At 51.1% G+C, this 17,192-nt stretch carries 20 protein-coding genes; all 20 read right to left on the reverse strand.

What is annotated here, in order from left to right:
• Position 1: 1 nt before the first annotated feature.
• Complete coding sequence (locus KIG99_RS01720; RefSeq protein ID WP_226458501.1) at positions 2 to 1,351, reverse strand: hypothetical protein; 1,350 nt, start codon at positions 1,349 to 1,351, stop codon at positions 2 to 4.
• Between the two features lie 2 nt (positions 1,352 to 1,353).
• Positions 1,354 to 2,007, reverse strand: coding sequence for a hypothetical protein (locus tag KIG99_RS01725; protein ID WP_226458502.1), 654 nt, complete (start codon positions 2,005 to 2,007; stop codon positions 1,354 to 1,356).
• 2 nt (positions 2,008 to 2,009) lie between these two features.
• Entirely contained in the window at positions 2,010 to 2,660 is a 651-nt protein-coding gene (locus KIG99_RS01730; RefSeq protein WP_226458503.1) for a hypothetical protein, read from the reverse strand.
• Positions 2,657 to 3,058, reverse strand: coding sequence for a hypothetical protein (locus KIG99_RS01735; RefSeq protein WP_226458504.1), 402 nt, complete (start codon positions 3,056 to 3,058; stop codon positions 2,657 to 2,659). The genes KIG99_RS01730 and KIG99_RS01735 overlap by 4 nt, the downstream gene beginning before the upstream one ends.
• A 58-nt stretch (positions 3,059 to 3,116) precedes the next feature.
• The gene (locus KIG99_RS01740; RefSeq protein ID WP_226458505.1) at positions 3,117 to 3,569 is read right to left on the reverse strand and encodes a hypothetical protein; all 453 of its coding nucleotides are present in this window, start codon (positions 3,567 to 3,569) and stop codon (positions 3,117 to 3,119) included.
• Positions 3,566 to 5,881 carry a hypothetical protein gene (locus tag KIG99_RS01745; protein ID WP_226458506.1) on the reverse strand — a complete coding sequence of 772 codons (2,316 nt, stop codon included), beginning with the start codon at positions 5,879 to 5,881 and terminating at the stop codon, positions 3,566 to 3,568. Before KIG99_RS01745 ends, KIG99_RS01740 begins: the two co-directional genes overlap by 4 nt.
• Before the next feature lie 5 nt (positions 5,882 to 5,886).
• Positions 5,887 to 6,525, reverse strand: coding sequence for a phage adaptor protein (locus KIG99_RS01750; protein WP_226458507.1), 639 nt, complete (start codon positions 6,523 to 6,525; stop codon positions 5,887 to 5,889).
• The gene (locus tag KIG99_RS01755; protein WP_226458508.1) at positions 6,525 to 6,827 is read right to left on the reverse strand and encodes a hypothetical protein; all 303 of its coding nucleotides are present in this window, start codon (positions 6,825 to 6,827) and stop codon (positions 6,525 to 6,527) included. The genes KIG99_RS01750 and KIG99_RS01755 overlap by 1 nt, the downstream gene beginning before the upstream one ends.
• A 55-nt stretch (positions 6,828 to 6,882) precedes the next feature.
• A complete protein-coding gene (locus KIG99_RS01760; RefSeq protein ID WP_226458509.1) occupies positions 6,883 to 7,215 on the reverse strand; it encodes a hypothetical protein in 333 nt (110 codons plus the stop codon).
• Positions 7,216 to 7,226: 11 nt separating this feature from the next.
• Positions 7,227 to 8,288 (reverse strand): phage major capsid protein, encoded by a 1,062-nt coding sequence (locus KIG99_RS01765; protein ID WP_226458510.1) that lies wholly within the window; start codon positions 8,286 to 8,288, stop codon positions 7,227 to 7,229.
• Between the two features lie 241 nt (positions 8,289 to 8,529).
• Positions 8,530 to 9,501, reverse strand: coding sequence for a hypothetical protein (locus KIG99_RS01770; RefSeq protein ID WP_226458511.1), 972 nt, complete (start codon positions 9,499 to 9,501; stop codon positions 8,530 to 8,532).
• 27 nt (positions 9,502 to 9,528) lie between these two features.
• On the reverse strand, positions 9,529 to 9,957 hold the full coding sequence (locus KIG99_RS01775; protein WP_226458512.1) for a lysozyme: 429 nt from the start codon (positions 9,955 to 9,957) through the stop codon (positions 9,529 to 9,531).
• Positions 9,954 to 10,427, reverse strand: coding sequence for a hypothetical protein (locus KIG99_RS01780; protein WP_226458513.1), 474 nt, complete (start codon positions 10,425 to 10,427; stop codon positions 9,954 to 9,956). Before KIG99_RS01780 ends, KIG99_RS01775 begins: the two co-directional genes overlap by 4 nt.
• A 16-nt stretch (positions 10,428 to 10,443) precedes the next feature.
• Positions 10,444 to 10,653 (reverse strand): HP1 family phage holin, encoded by a 210-nt coding sequence (locus tag KIG99_RS20835; protein ID WP_226458514.1) that lies wholly within the window; start codon positions 10,651 to 10,653, stop codon positions 10,444 to 10,446.
• Positions 10,650 to 12,821 (reverse strand): hypothetical protein, encoded by a 2,172-nt coding sequence (locus tag KIG99_RS01790; protein WP_226458515.1) that lies wholly within the window; start codon positions 12,819 to 12,821, stop codon positions 10,650 to 10,652. The genes KIG99_RS20835 and KIG99_RS01790 overlap by 4 nt, the downstream gene beginning before the upstream one ends.
• Positions 12,818 to 13,132, reverse strand: a complete 315-nt coding sequence (locus tag KIG99_RS01795; protein ID WP_226458516.1) for a hypothetical protein — start codon at positions 13,130 to 13,132, stop codon at positions 12,818 to 12,820. Before KIG99_RS01795 ends, KIG99_RS01790 begins: the two co-directional genes overlap by 4 nt.
• Before the next feature lie 82 nt (positions 13,133 to 13,214).
• Positions 13,215 to 15,032, reverse strand: coding sequence for a hypothetical protein (locus tag KIG99_RS01800; protein WP_226458517.1), 1,818 nt, complete (start codon positions 15,030 to 15,032; stop codon positions 13,215 to 13,217).
• Between the two features lie 59 nt (positions 15,033 to 15,091).
• A complete protein-coding gene (locus KIG99_RS01805) occupies positions 15,092 to 16,510 on the reverse strand; it encodes a terminase large subunit domain-containing protein (RefSeq protein WP_226458518.1) in 1,419 nt (472 codons plus the stop codon).
• Between the two features lie 26 nt (positions 16,511 to 16,536).
• The gene (locus tag KIG99_RS01810; protein ID WP_226458519.1) at positions 16,537 to 16,941 is read right to left on the reverse strand and encodes a terminase small subunit; all 405 of its coding nucleotides are present in this window, start codon (positions 16,939 to 16,941) and stop codon (positions 16,537 to 16,539) included.
• Between the two features lie 4 nt (positions 16,942 to 16,945).
• Entirely contained in the window at positions 16,946 to 17,152 is a 207-nt protein-coding gene (locus KIG99_RS01815) for a hypothetical protein (RefSeq protein WP_226458520.1), read from the reverse strand.
• Positions 17,153 to 17,192 lie beyond the last annotated feature (40 nt).

Below are 17,192 nucleotides of genomic sequence, written 5' to 3' on the forward strand. Positions count from 1 at the left end.
CTTATCTAACTATTGGATCGTGTTTGTTCAAAAGTGCATCAATGTTGCTGCCTGTTTTCGCAGGACTAGGCGCAACGTATCCGGTTACATCAATGTCAGGATTGCCGAAATTTCGGCGGATTTGATTTACATTCATCCGGTGCAACTCGACGGCGCGCTCATTGATTCCTTGGATTTCATTGATGCGCTGCTTAACAACGTCTGGATCGTTGATGTTGGTCATCAATTCATTCCATGCGCGCTTAGCGTCTCCATCAGTCTGTACGCCCTTATTCAGTCGCAAAGAGTCATTGCGGAGCTTTTCAAGCGTTGCTTGGAAGCTTGCAAAATTACGGCTTCCTTCATCACTTGCGCCGGCAAAGTTCTTCCCCTTGTTAAACATGTTTGCAACAGGCCCAAGACGGAGTTTTCCGGCGTCAATATCATTGGCAAACCGTTGCAGCATCGGATTAATGTTCGATGCAATGGACATGTTTTCCAGACCTTCTTGCTGGAGCTTCAACGCACCAACGGGCATGGGTTTTTGAACTGCTGCGGGCGCAGTAACAGAGCCATCAGGATTAACAGTTTGCTGTCCGATCTTCGAACGCGTTAGATCACGGCTGGCAAGATGTTGAGCAGCAGATGCATTAGCGTTGTTTGCCTGAGCGCGATTTTCAACAGCGGAAGTTTTTCCGATATCGTTTAGCTCTTGCTGTCCGCTAAATTGATTGAATACTCCAGAAGTGCCCATGTTATTGAATTCACCCTTGCCGGCAGCAGCAGCAACAGAAGGGCCAAGAGCAGCGCGGAAGCGAGGATCAGCAATAGCCTGATCCAATCGTCCCTGACCAAGCAGCTTTACAAAAGCATCAGTCATGTGCGCAACTTCTGAATTACCAGTTCCGCCAAGATTAGCTAAATGTACGCCGCGTGCCAAATTGTATTTTCGCTCGACATCCGGCGAATACCACGAAGGTGCGGGCTTGTTCATTTCAGGCGCAGCAGGGCCGTCCTGATCTGGCGGCAACATCTCGGCAGGACGAACGCCCCAATTCCCCTGAGACTGATACGACGACAGATCGTTGCCTTGTTGGTCGCTCAAACCAGCCAGCGCAGACGCGATCTTTGAGCCAAATTCAGGAGTTTGGAACGAACGGCGCTGCTGCTCTGCTGCTGCCTTCTCTCGCATAAGCCCTGCCTGCTCGTTAAACAGATTGGCATGCGCTTCCATCTGGCCTTGTTGCGCAAGCGCCTGAGCCATCTTTGTGCGCCCTGCTTCATAGGAGTTCTGGCCTTGGAAAATCTGACGCCCAGCTTGCGCCCAAGGAGCCGCTAACATTGCTGCGTTTTCGTATGCGTTAGTCGGCATGATTACCTCATTAAATTAGTGTTGGATGCAGCGCTACCAAGCGAACCACCAAATCCAGAGCCAAGCCCACTAGAGCCAACAGAAGACATAAACGATCCGAGAGCGGCTTTGCCTGAGTCAATCTTTCCGGCTGCGATGATTCCTGGCTGCGCTGCATCAAGTGCGCCTTTGGCATTTCGGCCAATAATCCCAAGCTGGTTTGCATAGTCGGCATTCTTGATGCCCTCTTGACCAAGCATGTCCTGAACGCCTCGCATCTTGCCCATCAGCCGAGCCATATCAACCGAACGCTGGAACTGGTTAGCCATCTTTCCCTGTTGGTCGGTGATGAATGCATCGGACAGTTTTCCAGTTGCTTGCTCTCCGGCTCCAAGCTGCTCACGCGACTTAACCAGCGAATCAACAAGCGAATTACCCGCCTGCTCTCTCGCTGCGTTGAGCCGATCAGTACGATCCGTCATGTCGTATTCTTGAGCGTTTTCCATGGCCTTTGCTTCGGCCTTCTTCGCCCAATTGTCTTGCTGCTCCATGGCAGAATTCAGCGCAGCAGCTTGACGGTCTGCCGCATCATTTGCAGCTTCTGATTGCATGTAGCTACCACCAGCGGCAAGAGCAGCCATTGCGGCGTAGAAGATAGGGCTTACTGCGTCACACATGATTAGCTGCTCGATGTATTGCCGCTGTATGCGGAATTGTTAGCGTAGAAATTCCCGGTTCCTGACCCATACTGCTGCTTCGCCGTATTGGCTCCGGCGTTGTATTGCGCATTGTTGTAAGAGCCGAGCAGATCAGAGAACACGTTAGCCATACGCTGAGACTGGTAAGCCTCTTTAGCTGCGTTGGAGTTCGTTTGCATGGTGCTTATTGCGTTCTGCGCAGCGCTTCCTTGATCGAGGCCAGCGACAACCTTTGCAATCAGGTTAAGTCGTGCGGTTTCGTCGGATGTCTTGAACTGGGTCGCTGTAGAGTCAGCGCGGTTGGCAACATCAATCAACCCACGATCCATGCGCTTCTGATATTCAGAATCTAGGTCGTTTGACTGAGAAGAGCCGATAATTCCTTGGCGAGCCTTCTGGAATTCCATGTCGCGCTTTGCTTTTGCCGAATCTTCGCCAAGCTGTTCTGAGTAGAACTGCCGCGTGTCATTGCGCGTCGTGTCGTACATCGCTTGACGCTTTGCTGCTGCCTCGTCATTTCCTTGGCCGAAGATGGCATTAACCGCTGCCGTGCCTTCGTCAATTCTTTTCAGGCGAGCCGCTTCGCGATCACTTGCCCCGCCATCTCCACCACCACCGCCGCCACCGCTCATATTTCAGACTCCATTACAATGCACTTCTGGCGCATGCCGGCCATCGAATAGAGCCGCGCCGCAGAAGGTCTTGCAGAGCATTCAATCTTTGTTGCCCCGCATCGCTTCATCAGTTCTTCAAGCTGGAATCTGGTTTGTTTGCTGACGATCATTCGCCCACCGATGGACGTAATAACCGCAACTCTTGCATTTGCCCGGTCAGAGAACTCAATAGAGCAAGCCCCTTTGATTTCTCCACCGTCTTCCGCAATAACCAAATGCCAATATCCTTGACCAAGCAGGGCGCGTGCTTGATCTATCGTGTAATCCTCACTGAACATCAGGCCGGATGCGATAAACGCTTCCACTTTCGGCCAGTTCTGATGTATCAGGTGAAAAGGAACGGTACGGATTTCCACGATTTTCCAGCCCTAAACTATTGGGCCGAATGTATTAAATCGCGGCGAAGGTGATAAATTACTTTGTTATGGCGTAGCAGTAGAAGTCTGTGCCGTCTTTCCCGAATGACTTCATCACGGATTCTTTCTGAAATCCGATTAACTCAAGCCATTTATGTGCCTGCGTGTGAAACGATGCGCTATAGCACTGAATGCGATGCACATCATTTTCAAATAGCGTTGCAATTATTCGCTTTGCAGCCTTGGCAACTTCTACGCCAGCTAAGCCGATTTCGTTTGTACCAACAAGCCAGCCCTGCCCTACCCCCGGCGTTGATGTTGCTACACCAAGAATACAAACAGGGTTATCGTTATGGATAACTGCAAATTTACCGCCCGGAGAGCGATAAAGATCAGCAGCCAATTCAAAAGGGTCATTGTTCCATCGAGTTGACATTACCTCGGAGAAATCATCTTCGCGCAAGTTAATGCAGACCTCGATAATGTCCGGGAAAGAGGCTTTTACGATCATGAAATAGACGCAAGGTTCTGATAATAGAACGTTAGCGCATGGAGTTCGAAAGGCTGGTCGTTGGTTGCCCTAATCACTGGCGCAATACCAACAGAAACAACCTCTACGGCTGTCATTTCACCCGGCCTTGTATCTCCAGTCATTCTAATCTCTGGAGTGATTGCAGACGGATTGCGAGAATCAAACTTTATCTGCATGTCAGCAGAGCCGATCATCACAGAATCCATGCCGAGAATCTGCTTCATGACACCCGGCGTCTTGAAGTCAAGATATGGGAATTCGATAGTTACATCGAAATCAACGCCAGCATCAGAATACGCGTTTTCATCCAGCTTATAAACGGTGTTGCCTGCGCGGAAATACAAGTCTCCGTCAAGCTCCGTAACGTCTGTGATGTTGAACGGAAAAACATACTTTGACCAAGCCGAGATTTTAGACGTTCTGGAGAATGAATAAACGAACGCTACATTTCCGTTCATGGCCCAATACTGACCGCCACCACGGAAATAGAATGCACGAATATCGTCATTAACACCAAAAGACTGCTTTATCATTGAATCAATCGGCGATCCTGCGTCGACGTCAATCATGTTCCCGGTGGTTGATTGCGTCGTGATAGAACGAATTCCGTCATAGCTGGTAAAGAACACATCGCCTGCCATGTTTGACGCACCATGCGGATATGGACAGCCTGCGTCAATGCCTTGGATAAACGACATTTTTGCAGGATCAGGATCAACAGACCAAACCTGCGCAGAGTCCCGGAAAAACACAACGAGATTACCGGAATATTCGCCTAGCGCGGTTGGGTTGGTTGATCCTGATTGCTGAATGCCAACACCAAGGAAACCAGCATCGCTGGATTCAGTCCAATTGCGCGGATTCGATGTTTTGCAGAAGCGGACAACTTCATCATCCACAGCAAATATCTTTGACGATTTCTTGATTACTGCTGACGTATGCGGGCAATTTTCGTCGTAAATCTCTGTACCACGGCAAGTGTATTCAGGGATGGCAACGCAGGTGTATTGCGCCTTTGCTCGGCACGTATAGACGGCAGGCGTTCGGCACGTAAAAACAACCGTTCCATTGGTTACGGTTGCGCCTGGCGTAGTCGGCCAAGTTGGCTGAGTTCCTGCGGTTGTTCCTGCGGTCGTTACTTCGTACAGCAGGCCGTTTGCAATGACCGGGCGACGGAAAGCACCAAGAGTAAGCGCAGTTGTCGCCGCCCATGCGGTAGCAACAGAATCATACTCTGTTACGGTTGATCCTACCGTGGTAGGCCAAGTTGGCTCAACACCAGAAGTCGCACCAGCAGTGGTTACTTCATACAGGTAATTGGTTGTTGAGCTAGTCTTTCGGATTGATCCTAGCGTGACGTTTTCCGGAGGAAAAACAGTTGAGTAAGCAACGCAAGTAAATACAACCGTTCCGCTTGTTACCGTGTTTCCAACGATAACGGGCCATGTCGGCTCTACATTTCCACAGCGTCCAGCAGTGGTTACTTTGTACAGGTACGTGTTGCTAGTTGTTGGATGACGGATTGCGTCAAGCACCAAATCCTCATACTTCAAAAATCCAGATTCTGAATATCCAGAGTCATAGACAGTATCGCCAAGCACAGAAGGCCACGTAGGCTCAACTGGCCCGGAGAAACCAGCAATTGAGCACTGATATACAAAACCAGTACTAGCAGAAGGCTTAAACGCATCTCCAAGCGTCTTTTCAGATAATGAAGACCACGAAGGATACGAAGCCTCAAGTTCTGCAATTGATGCGCCAATAGTCGTAGGCCAAGCTGGCTCAACGTTCGACGCAACACCAGAAACAGATACCTCATAGCGCAGTCCATTGTTAGTAACTGGCCGGATTACATCGCCAAGTGTCGTAACTAGGTAAGAATCCCATGGCGTAAGAGATGCCGGATTGTCAATGTAGTGGTGCTTGATTTCACCGTTGTTGTATTCGACGGACACATACAGGTAGCCGTTGAATACATCGGCATAGTGGATGTTTTTGACCTCTACGGCTGCATTTGTCGGGTGCGTTATCTTGTTCGCAACAAAGCGCGAGTCTGCATGCGTAACTGAACCCGTTGCATAGAACGTGTTTAGCTTTCCGCCAGCAGAGCGCAGCCCTTTTGTACCTGATTCGAGCGTCGTAACCAGAGACAGGCCGGGGCGCTTTCGGATCGTCTTGCCCGTAGTGACATAACAGTTCGTCATGTCGCGCAGTCGGTTTGCGTCAGATACAGATGCACCCTTGCGAAGATCAAGGCCGCTTGAGAAATCGCTAAATGTGATTGCGCCCATTGGTATTAAACTTGCCGAGGACGCGGCGGAGTTTCGCTAGACGATCCACGGCGAGACACCACAGATTGGCCGCGATTCTTTGCCTTCAGCTTATTCAACATTGAATTAAGCTGATTCGCGTATGCCTGCCCATCTTCTTGTCGGTAGTGCAGCTTTGCGTTCGTCAGCGCATGCAAGAAGATTAGGCCGTCATCAATAGATGCGCGGTCGTTGTCTTGTGTGAATCGCGCCGGCTTGGCAACGTAATAACGACGGATCGTGTATTGCGAGTCAGGAGCAGGCCATATTTCCATCTGAGCGTAACGCTCGTAACGATTCGGAATCGTCTGCTGATCAAATGAGCGCATATCCCATGAAATACCTTCTTGCATGGGAACCCACCGAGAGCCATCATAAACAGCTATGTCACGAAGGTGCGTAGGTGCACAATCATTTGCCCAGTCGTAAAGCGTCTGACCTACGTTTGTCTGCTTCTCGTCATACTTTATTAGGTTTCGCCACTCATAGTCAGCAAACAACTGCTCTTGAGCGTTGAGCAGGAAGCTATCAAGTAGCGTTGAATTGATGCCTGAAGAACCTTGAGCGCCAAAACCAAGACGGCGCGATAAATCAGACCGAAGTTCGCCCAAGGTTCGATAGGTCATTATTCAGCCTTTGCCGGACGGCCAACCTTTTTAACGCCAAGCGCTTCAAGCTGCTTCGGGCCGCGGCCAATGACACGCTCGACGTAGATTTGACCTTCGTCGTTGCGGCCATAAACATTCACAAGTCGGTCAAACTCTTCTGCCGGGTCAATTTCAACCGGCTCAAACTCGCCTTCGAGTTCTTCGATATTGGAATCACCATGAACGTCGCGGAGGATGTCGACTTCATGAGCAAAGACAGTAGCGCCAATGATTTCTGCCATATCCCGGCGAACCAGTACGCGAACGTGTTTAGCTAACATTTACACTCCTTGAAATTAAATGCCCCAATCCATTGTGAGGACTGGGGCGAACTACTTAGGCCAGAAGCTGGCCTTCAACCGAACCGCTGGTGAAGGCGGTTACATTCAGGCGCATGCGACGATAAGCTGTCACAAGGGCCAACTTGCTGCCAGAGTTGGAAGCTGGGGCAACGAACGTGAGCAGATCAGTCCAGGTTGCCGAAGCGTCAGCAACCGAGTCCAGATCATTGGTGCCTTGAATCTTCGCAGTGCCAACAAAAGCGCCATTGGTCGGCTGAATAACAGCCAGAACCTTGCCGCCACGTTGAAATTCAACATTGCTGTCTTCCGGCTTGTAGGCGGTGCCAGTGGTTGCGGAGGTAAGCGTGCCGAGAGATTGGTTTTTCATGTCATCTCTCCTTACGACAAGGCCAGAACTGCATGAGCATTAGCGCGGTTGGTGGTCAAAGAACCACGCCACGTCAAAGCCCAGTAGTACACATACTTGTCATAAACACGCGGCGGCTTGCGAGTCACCATGTCCTGACCATCCATCGGACGCAGGGTAAGATGCTTGGAGTTGATGAAGTAGCAACGCTTCGTCCAGCCGGTGGAAGGAGAAACGAAGCCACCGAAGTTGTCGTCAAATTCCGGACACCATTGGATTTCAATGCCCTTGAAATAGACGCCACCAACGCCGCCATCCAGCTTGCGAGCTTCTCCACCAGCGTATTGAATCTGCTGGCCGGAAAGCGTCAGGGATGCGATGTAAGCATCAATGAACGATGCACCAGCGAAGATCAGGTCAGGACGGCCGCCGTTCTTCACGCAAGCACGCCACATCGTTTCCATTGCAGCAAGGAAAGTTGCAGCTTGTGAAGCAGTCGTCGGAGCGGTAAGGCTGGTGGATACGTTGTTACGCCAGTACGTCGACGTAGAACGATCAATGCCGCCAACGGTGCCAGAGGTCGGGTCAAGCGCAACGATTGCATCCAGACCGGCGACGGCATCAGTAGAACTGGTGCCGTCAAGGTGCAGATACATCGAGAACTTTTCCTCGAAACCAAGGCGCAGCGTTTCGGTGGATTCGGTCAGCAGGTTGGTAAGTTGAACTTGCTCGGCCTGAGAAGCGTTGCCGCCCTTGCCGTTGTCGTCGATGACGATACCGTTTTGGGCAAGACGATCTTCGTCAAGCGAGAAGCCATCGTGGGCAGAGCGCCACGGGAACTGTGCTTGCTCGACGGTTACGCGCTTGTTGTACGAGACAACAGACGCACCGTTGAACCATTGGAAGTTCGACTGGTAGCGATAACGAAGCTGCTCGACGATGTACTGCTTGCCGCCGGGGAAAGACTTCTTCTTGCCCATCAGGGATTTCATGAACGGACGTTCGACGGCTACCTGGTCAATCGGAGATTTCTTCATGTGGAAATCAAGTGCGATCTTGCCAGCGTCCTGTAGCTCTTGGGCGCTAAATGCCATTTTCAAGCTCCTTGGAAATTAAGGGAAAACACTCTTTCCCGCTGGCGTCGACGGGTAAATTCAGCCATACACAACATCCGATGACGACTTCGGATACGTCATGCAGGCTTTATAAATTCGACTGTTCCAAGGTGATAAATAGAAAAAGCCCCGAACTAGGTGAGGCTCTTTGTGAAACTCCATCTGCGGGAATAATCGCCTCACGGCGTCACAGGATCACTCTCCTTTCGGAGTTGCGAACTTAGTTACCGTAACCCAGGCCACTTTGCAGCGCCTCAAGCATATTTGTAGGCTGACGAGCACCGGCAGACTGACCGGAGGCACGGAGCGGAGCCGGCGAAGGCGCAGCAGGCTTATGCACTGGCATGGAAGAAATCGCCGAATACATCAGCTTTACTTGCGCGGCCCATTGGCTAGGAGGAAACTGCGCCGCAATCTCTTGCGCACGTTGCGTAATGATGCCTTCCTTGACTGCGTAATCCGGGTCACTCTTGGCCCACTCTGCGCCGAGTCGGTCAATCTCAGCAATTGCGCTCTGCCGTGCTTGAACAGATTGACGCTCCTGATTCTGGCGTTCGCTAAACTGCTGCTCGGCTTTGCGTTGAGCGTCAGCATTGGAACGGCTGCGGGCAATCTCTAGCGCGGTCGGTTCGTCCATCTGGTAAGCATTCACCCGTTCGCGAAGGTCAGGGAATTGCGACAGAGGATCAACCTGCCCAAACGGCTTGCCAGTTGCTACAGACAGTTGGCGAATCTGATCCTCAAGGATCGAGCGTGCATTGTCGAAATCACCAGAGCGGACGGCTCGGATGTATTCAAAGGTACGGGAGAAGTCTTCCGGCGTCCCGCCAGTGTCTTTCATCAGCGTGCGGATACCATCCAGATCAGAGCGGACGGAGGTTAGCTCGGCTTCCTTTTCCTTTACCTTGGAAACGATGTTGCGGAAGCGTTCTTGAGCCTTTTTGCTGATTCCTTCCGGTGGATCGTCCTCGTTTTCCGGCGCAGCCTCTGCTTCGGCTTCCGGAGCAACTTCCGGTTCTGGTTCTGGCTCAGGCTCCGGTTCGGCGGCGGCGGCTTCCGGTTCATCCTGCTTCAAACCGTTCTGAATCGCCTCAAGCATTGATTGCGGATCATTGCTTTCTGCGGCTTCAACTTTGTCAGTTTCTACTGCTTCTTCGGTGACGGCGACCGAATCAATCACGTCGTTTTCCATGGTAGTCCTTGGGGTTGGTGAAAATATTTACTTGAGTAGCAAAGCCTCTGCCTTGCGTCTTGCAATCAGTCCGGGCAGCTTCTTTCCTCCGCCCCATACCCACTTTTGCAGCTCTTCCTGTGCGCCTTCCCAATCGCCAGCATTGACCTTTCGGCGCAATGTGCTTGCCTTGTATCTAGTGGTTCCAAGGTTGAAACAGAAGTCAGCAATGGCACTGTGCTTGTCACTGTCAAAATAGAGGACAGGCGAGAGGTTTGCCGAAGCGGTCGCAAATGTTGCCGCGTCCTGCACCATCATTGCCTCTGCAACTGGTTCAGTGATTGGCTTCATCTTTATGCTTACTTCTGGCCCTGTGTGTCCGTAACCAATCGTCGGAACACCAGCAGGGCATAAGTAAGGCTTGAGCCTCAAACCCTCAAACTTGCGAATCAGATCATTTAGCTTTTCTAAGATCATTTACGGCGAAGCGTGCGATCAAGGAACCAATAAGACATCATGCTTGCAACAATCGCCTTTTCCTGCGGTCCAAAAATAGACAGGATTGCAGCAGTGTTTGTTTGTCCTTGGCTAATAAGCGCCATGTACTGGGCAATTAGTGCGCCGGTATAAAGCGCAATGCACCAGTAAAATGTAAGAATCGGCCTAACCAGCGAATTAAGCGCATCAACCCATTTAATACCCGTTTGAACTGATTGAGCCTTTGCTCCTTCAATTAGCGCCTGAATCTCAGCAACTCCGATTCCTTTGTTAGCTTCAATATCAGCCAATTGCTGTGCAGACGAAGCCTTTAATTTGTCGGCGTCAAGTTGCTTGTCAAACATTGATAGCTCATGTTTTCGCTCGTCTTTCCTATCCATCCATTTAAGGATTTCAGGTGCCATGCGAAACAATCCGCCAAATAAAGTTCCAATCAATGTCTCAATCATGTTTTGCTCCTAGTCGTTAAATCTCTTCCGATTGGATGCTAGGAAATGGAATCACGCGAGATTCAATCAGCTTCAAGTGCTGGCGCTTGTAGTACCAATTGACAACAAACGTCGCGACTGCGCATGCCATACCAACATAGGCAGCAATTTCGTTAGCAGTCAGGCCAAACACTACGGCCCCGGCAGATGCTGCGTAACTCGCAACGGTTGTCTTTGGGTCGCTCATGGCTCAATCACTACACTGGTTGCAGGCTGCGCCATCTGACACATTGCCTGATGCATCGCTTGCACCATCTCTGCAAGCTGAGAAAGGACTGCGTTCTGTGCCGCGCTTTGCTCATTCAAGCGGTTTTGAGCCTCAATCTTGGCAAGCTCGACGCGCTCATTTGATGCGATCTGTTCGCGCTTAACATCGGCATCAATCAGCGCAGCATTCGTCTTGGCCTGTGCGTCAATGTTTGCCTTTGTTTCAGCCGTCTGCATATCAACCATGCCGGATTGCTGCTCTTGCTTGAGTTGTTCGTTTTCCTGTTGAAGCTGCTGCATCGCTTCTTGCGCCTGCTGCATCTGTTGCTGAATTTCAGGAGGAATCTGCGGCTCTTGCTCGCCTTCTTCCTTCTTCGGAATGAACGATTCAATATCAATCCGCTCATCGAACCGGCGAAGCGTTTCTTCCATGAGCTTCATCATGGTTTCTGCCATGTCGTTCTCGCCGTTCTTGCGAAGCTCCATAATCTGCGTGATGGATTGCTGAATCTGCGGAAACATCTGCGCCCACTGTTCGCGCTCTTTTGCCTTGTTCGGACGGCCAGCGGAGCCAGCACGAATTTCCACTTGAACAAGGTCAAAAATCTGCTCTTTGCTCAATTGCGGCCAAACAGCATCAGCGCCAGCAATGCGCTGCACCTGCGGCAATGTCATTTCAAGCAAGCACAGTTCTGCGGCATACTGCGCCATCTCGGCAATCCAGTCCTCGACCACATCTTGACGCTCTGCAACGCGAGATTGCAGGCCTTGAGACATGATTTCTGCCTCTGTGGCGGTCTTTGCCTTGTTGATTACACCCTTAGCTGCATCGCCAGCGCCAAGCACCATCTCTGCATCGCGAAGAATAGGCTGAACGTCGTATGTATTTGGATCAATCTGCGGGTTTTGCAGGATTCCGATGTCTTTTTCAATCGGCTGCGTCGGGTCGCCTTCAATTCCAACCCATTCATTAGAACGTCTATTGGCGAGAGCGTTAATGTCGTTATCTGTTAGGTCGCCACCCTTGCGGTAAAAGCGAACAGGCAAGTTTTCCTTGCGATGCTCTGCAAAATTGGTGCGAGTCGTGTTGTATTCGTCTTGCAACTCGCGCAACAGTTCTGCATCACTAATCGGCTCAACTCGTCCATCTACTGGATTGAACGCAAGCGCAAAAAACGGGAAGAATCGACGGCCAATTGACGCCGGAACATACGGATCACGCGCCCATTCATCAGCACCAGCGCAAAGCGTATATACCGTATTGCTTACACGGTCCCAAACCTCGAAAACAGCGACCAAATAGGCGCGTTCGTCGTCGTTATCCTTCGACTCTCTTTTGTCGCTTCCGTACTTGAGCGATGATTTAGGAACATCCTTACCAAAAGTCTGCTCGTACTGTTCTTCGGTCATCCAGACGCGGTGCGCAATGGCCTCCGCTTGGTCGTACTGGTCGAAGTCGTAGATGGTTTCATCGAGGATAAAAATATCCTCAGTCAAAACGCGGTCAATGACGATTCCTTCAACCGTTGAAACCTCTGCCTGCTGATTCAGCGATTGAAGTTGCAGCTCAAGCTCTGCCTTTTTAGCCTCAAGCTCACAGCGCGAATCGTCATCTTCCTTGATTTCGTCAATCAGGTACTGGATGCGCTGCAAATTGTCCTGCGTATCGCTCAGTCTGTTTTCAATCAGCGGGTCGGTGCGAACATCCTTCTGCCAGCTAACCTTGGCCCATCCGATTGAAGTAGTCATCGCCGAACGAATGGCAGACTTTGCACGCTTTTTAAGCTTCGCGTCTTTGACGAACACGCGAGACAGCACAGATTGCATCGTCTTGCAGAAACCCGGAACCCAAGGAACGACATTTCCAACCGATTCAGTCGGCGTAACTGCGATTTCAGGATTTTTCGCGTAAATCTGCGGGAGAATTGCAGCGAAATTAGAGTGAATGATGTTCGTTCTGACTAGGCCAGCTTCTCCGTCGTCGCCAACATCGCCGCGAACGTATGAACGAAGCTCTTTCAGGCGCTTTTCTACGCCATCATCCTTGTGTTGTTTTAGTGCCTTCTCAAGCTTCTTTCCCCAGCGCTTAGCAAGCGCCTTCTGCTCTGGTGAAAGTTCGCTATCGTTCGCGTCTTCGGTATAGCTCATTCAACGCCCCGCACTTCAACTTCAGATTGCAGGCCAGTGTTCGCGTCATATCTCCGAGCAGCTTCAATCGTGTCTGATAAACCTTCCTGAGCCATCGCCTCAGCCTGATTCGGCAAAGATGCACGGACGACAATTGCATCGCCTTCTAGCGTCTTGCCATTTACCGTATATACCCAGTAATCGCGCCCTTGCTCTGCTACAACATGAGCCTCGAATGTGGCAAAAGGTGACTCCAGAGCAAGCAATTGCTCTAGATTGATCTGCGGGCGAGTAGCACTCAAGCCCTGACACACGCGCATTAGTTCGTCCATGCGTGCGTTATATTTCCAGTCAATCCAAGGTGATAAATAAAAAGGCCCACCGAAGTGAGCCTTGTGCAGAGAGGATGAGAATTTACCAGCCGAGCGCGATCATTCGATCTGCCCAAGCGTCGGTCATTGCGCGATAGCACGCATCGTTGCCGTGGTACTGGTCAGATTGCAGGCCAGGAACTCCTGACACGGCTGATGTGCTGAGAACACCAACGGCCTCTCGAAGATCGGCCCCGGCAACGATGCGGGAATCGGCTGCCTCTAAAATTGCATCAGCAATAGCCGGGCGGAGCGTCCCGGTGTAGATCGCATCTCGGCCACCAACCGATGTGTAAATCGACAAGCCAAGCATGACTTTTTCCGCGCCATGTTCCAGCATGTATTTAGCCAGTTCGATGTGAGCGGTTTTGTAGTTTGCTCTGGAAACGCCGACGGTCGGCGAGCTATCGGTTTGCCCGAACTGAATCAAACCCCACTTGTGAGCGTAGTTCCATCCCAGCCCGATTGCGAGATGAGCGCAGTAGCCGAGCGGGTCGAAACGCGGGTGATTGCGTCCGCACACACCGACGACATCTTGTACAGTCGGTGCCCCGAGATAAACCCAAGCGATACCATCAGCGGTAGTCATGTCTGCCGTTCCGGTAGGCGCAGCAGATGCAAGTGTGCCGGTGCTGAGATTGGCGCGCCACAGCTTTCCGTCCGACAGGGCGTAGCTGCCGTTCACGTACTCGTCGCCGGATGCCCAGTTTCGAATACGGCCGACCCAGCCATCAACAATGCTGCTACCGCCGTGCGCGTCGTTATAGACGTGCATCCAGTGACCACGACGGCCCATTGTTTCGATAAGTCGCGGCCACATGCTCCGTTTCCCGGCAGCGCCGCTCGGTGCGACAGCATCGGCCTGCGGTGGGCCAAATACAGCAACTGCGGACGCCTTGACGCCTGAGCCTGACTCGTTGGATTGACCGGCAACAGCAAGCAGACGCAGATCGTCTTCGCGGCGGAAAACGATTTCATTGTTGCGCAACGGGTCGAGCGGGCTATCGTGCAAACGTCGCATAATGTGCGCGACATTAAGAGGCAATGCACGCGGGGCGATCAGGTGCAGGCCTTTCAGCTTGGTTGCATAACCAGAAATCCCGGTATCGACGTTGTTGCACGGACCACCGAGGCCAACCCGATACGCAGAGCTCATCGTCATCGGCTTTGTCGCAATACCGTAAGCAACGGTGTCGATCACCCCATCCTTGAAAAGCCACACATTGCCAGTGACTCGGTCAATGACTAGCCCAAGCGTGTGATCCGAAGAGTCGCAGAACGTCCCGTTCGTAACCCCGAAGTTTGCAGTCGTGCCATCATCAAAACAAAGCGTCAGCTTAAGCTTACCGGCCGCAGTGGCGCCAAAATAAAAGCCTTTTGCCGTCGTGTTGCCAAACGTGAAAAGCGAAAATATTTCACTTGCCGGAGCCGCCATGTTGATAACCATCGACAAGATGCAGTTGCGCTTGGTGAAATCAATCGACGCGACAGTGCCGGGGATCATCGCGTAAGCGTCAGTGCTTGCCGCAGTCGTCAGATAGCCAGAATTAGCCCATGCACTACCTTCCGCGTAGCTTGGGCGCAAAAAGCCGTCATTTCCCTGTCCGCTGTAGTCTTTCGGCGTGCCGGATGCTTGATCGAGCCGCAGCAGCGTGCGGTATTCGTCCCATGCGTTTCGGCCGGCGACATCGAGTTCTCCGCCAGCGCCCGAAAAACTAAGCACCCCGGTGAGTTCATCAACATCCGAAGTAACGGCCGCTTTATCATCAACGTAAAGCGTAACCAACCCCGTTGAATCATCCTCAACTACCTTGGTTGCAAAGTCCTTCTCGTTCCTCTTGTAAGTCGCATGGCGCAGCATTTTTAACACTCCAACAATAAGTTTTCACCTATATATGCCGGAGTGCTGAACGTGAGAAATTAGCGCAATGATCGGTACTTGCTAGGCGGCTTCTTCTCGTCGGTTATCTCTAGGAGATGGGCGAATGTGCCAACCTTTGGCCGTTTATCAGCCTTCGATCCTTCTCTAATGATTGGCCTTGCCATGCAGCCATAACGCAATGCGTCAGGTCCGTGGTCTTCCTGATCACTATCAACGTCTTCCGGGTCGTGGTCGTCATGCTGCAATGCCGGAAGCGTCCGGATTAGATGAACGCAGGTTTCAAACACGTACAGCAGCGGCGTATCGTCATCATCGCCATTCAATCGGATTCTAACCTGCTCCCATCCAGCCTTCCGCTTATTGTCAGCAGAACGCCAGCGGACACCTTCTTTGCGCATTGTCTCAGCAATAGATGGACCTCCATCCTCTGCGAATATCGCAGGGTCAGCCACGCCGAAGCCGCCTGATTCCGTGGTTTCCTTACCGTCGCGCTTCTTGATTTCCTGCGCAACTCTGTCCGATGGGAGTTTCAGCCCTTTGTTCGGCTCGCCATCCTTCATTCCGTAGTATTCGCGATAGACAATCAGCGCACCATGTTGATATTTCGCGATGCTTCCATCAGATACAGCTATCCAGTAGCAAGCAAACGGCTTTGCACTTCCCCAGTCAAACGCACGGTATCTCGTCCAGTGCATCGGAATAGTAAATGGCTTTACCACGTGCTTATCACGGCTAAATTCCGTGAAGTATGCGCCGGCTACAATCTCCCAGTCGCCATCAAGCATCGCACGAACAAGCGCCTCATTGCCAAGGCCAGATAGTTTGTCCGCATATCCTTCGTCCATCGTTGGATTGTCGTCTAAGCGTGCCGGAATGTACTGGCGAACCATGCCGCCATCTCGCTTGTCCATCTTGCGCTTAACCAGCGGCACAACGCCATCAATGAATGTTGCCTTGACGAAGTGATGACCAATTCCGCCAGGATTAGCGCCTGCCATTATTCTCGGGAATTGTCCTGCCCACTTGTCAGGAATCGACTTAGAGAAAGCGCCAAGACGGCAACGACCGCGCAGGAATCGGTAAATTGTCTCGCTAAAGTGCGTTAGTTCGTCAATCAAAAGTGCGTGGATTTCAGCCCCCTGATACTTGAACACATCTTTTTCATTCTGGCAGTGGCAAAGGTGAATCTTCGACCCGTTGCCGAAAATTACCTGACTATCACCAAGGTTCAACTTAACGAACCCGCTTGAAATCCACTCGCCAAGCATCGAAGGAAAGCTGCTCGGACCTTCCATGTGGTTCTTCCACAAATCAGGATAGGTGCGGCGGAATAGGTATATTTGTATTCCCGGTATATCAACAGCCCATGCAATGGCGCAGCATCGCATCAGGTGCGATTTTCCACCTCCAGCAGCACCACCATATAGGATTTCTGTTGCATCGCTTTGGAATGCCAAAGACTGCTTTGGATGAAGCTCTAATCTCACTTGCTAAGCACAATCTCAAGAGTCGGATTGATAACCTCGATTGGCTTACCATCCTTGCCGGTTAGCTCTGTCTTATCGACATATAGTCCAGACGCTTTTCCTCTAGCCATTTCAGCCTGAACAGCAGGGCCAAACTTTTCAGATGCCTCGGCAAGATCACGCAATCGCTTTAAGTCGTTCAAATGCTGCTCTAGGGTTATCTGTGCCTTAACCACAACAGGTTCGCGCAACTCGGCAATCCTTAGCGCGATGTTAGCGTCAGCGAGCAATTTGCTTGCATTCACATTAATTGATGATTCCTTCATGTTCTCGGCGTTATAAGCGCGACGATAAGCCTCAGATGCATTTCCTGTTTCAATGTAAGCAAGGCAGAAGTTTTCCTGTTTTTGGGTTAGGCTCATTTTGTCACCTATCCAAAGAAAATGTCTGATTTGGAATAAATGGCTCATCTCCATCTAGCCAAACAAACCTTGATCTATGCTTTTCCTGTGTTTCTTGAGCATCCTTTGCAAGCTCATTGCTTTTTATAGATGCTTGCATTCCAATGCATGCAGAAAATAATTCATTTCCTGGAATATGTTTTTTCTCAAAGCCGAGTATTGATTTCTTCATTTTGTAACCTTCCCATAAAATCCCAATATCAATCCATTCA

Origin of the sequence: Quatrionicoccus australiensis (assembly GCF_020510425.1) — a bacterium.
GTDB lineage: Bacteria > Pseudomonadota > Gammaproteobacteria > Burkholderiales > Rhodocyclaceae > Azonexus > Azonexus australiensis_A.

What these genes read in the sequence shown, in the direction of transcription:
- KIG99_RS01755 (WP_226458508.1), bottom strand. Translation starts at nt 6,827, where the DNA reads ATGTTAGCTAAACACGTTCGCGTACTGGTTCGCCGGGATATGGCAGAA.
- KIG99_RS01795 (WP_226458516.1), bottom strand. Translation starts at nt 13,132, where the DNA reads ATGGACGAACTAATGCGCGTGTGTCAGGGCTTGAGTGCTACTCGCCCG.
- KIG99_RS01720 (WP_226458501.1), bottom strand. Translation starts at nt 1,351, where the DNA reads ATGCCGACTAACGCATACGAAAACGCAGCAATGTTAGCGGCTCCTTGG.
- KIG99_RS01730 (WP_226458503.1), bottom strand. Translation starts at nt 2,660, where the DNA reads ATGAGCGGTGGCGGCGGTGGTGGTGGAGATGGCGGGGCAAGTGATCGC.
- KIG99_RS01800 (WP_226458517.1), bottom strand. Translation starts at nt 15,032, where the DNA reads ATGCTGCGCCATGCGACTTACAAGAGGAACGAGAAGGACTTTGCAACC.
- KIG99_RS01745 (WP_226458506.1), bottom strand. Translation starts at nt 5,881, where the DNA reads ATGGGCGCAATCACATTTAGCGATTTCTCAAGCGGCCTTGATCTTCGC.
- KIG99_RS01770 (WP_226458511.1), bottom strand. Translation starts at nt 9,501, where the DNA reads ATGGAAAACGACGTGATTGATTCGGTCGCCGTCACCGAAGAAGCAGTA.
- KIG99_RS01740 (WP_226458505.1), bottom strand. Translation starts at nt 3,569, where the DNA reads ATGATCGTAAAAGCCTCTTTCCCGGACATTATCGAGGTCTGCATTAAC.
- KIG99_RS01760 (WP_226458509.1), bottom strand. Translation starts at nt 7,215, where the DNA reads ATGAAAAACCAATCTCTCGGCACGCTTACCTCCGCAACCACTGGCACC.
- KIG99_RS01775 (WP_226458512.1), bottom strand. Translation starts at nt 9,957, where the DNA reads ATGATCTTAGAAAAGCTAAATGATCTGATTCGCAAGTTTGAGGGTTTG.
- KIG99_RS01750 (WP_226458507.1), bottom strand. Translation starts at nt 6,525, where the DNA reads ATGACCTATCGAACCTTGGGCGAACTTCGGTCTGATTTATCGCGCCGT.
- KIG99_RS01765 (WP_226458510.1), bottom strand. Translation starts at nt 8,288, where the DNA reads ATGGCATTTAGCGCCCAAGAGCTACAGGACGCTGGCAAGATCGCACTT.
- KIG99_RS20835 (WP_226458514.1), bottom strand. Translation starts at nt 10,653, where the DNA reads ATGAGCGACCCAAAGACAACCGTTGCGAGTTACGCAGCATCTGCCGGG.
- KIG99_RS01780 (WP_226458513.1), bottom strand. Translation starts at nt 10,427, where the DNA reads ATGATTGAGACATTGATTGGAACTTTATTTGGCGGATTGTTTCGCATG.
- KIG99_RS01725 (WP_226458502.1), bottom strand. Translation starts at nt 2,007, where the DNA reads ATGTGTGACGCAGTAAGCCCTATCTTCTACGCCGCAATGGCTGCTCTT.
- KIG99_RS01810 (WP_226458519.1), bottom strand. Translation starts at nt 16,941, where the DNA reads ATGAGCCTAACCCAAAAACAGGAAAACTTCTGCCTTGCTTACATTGAA.
- KIG99_RS01815 (WP_226458520.1), bottom strand. Translation starts at nt 17,152, where the DNA reads ATGAAGAAATCAATACTCGGCTTTGAGAAAAAACATATTCCAGGAAAT.
- KIG99_RS01790 (WP_226458515.1), bottom strand. Translation starts at nt 12,821, where the DNA reads ATGAGCTATACCGAAGACGCGAACGATAGCGAACTTTCACCAGAGCAG.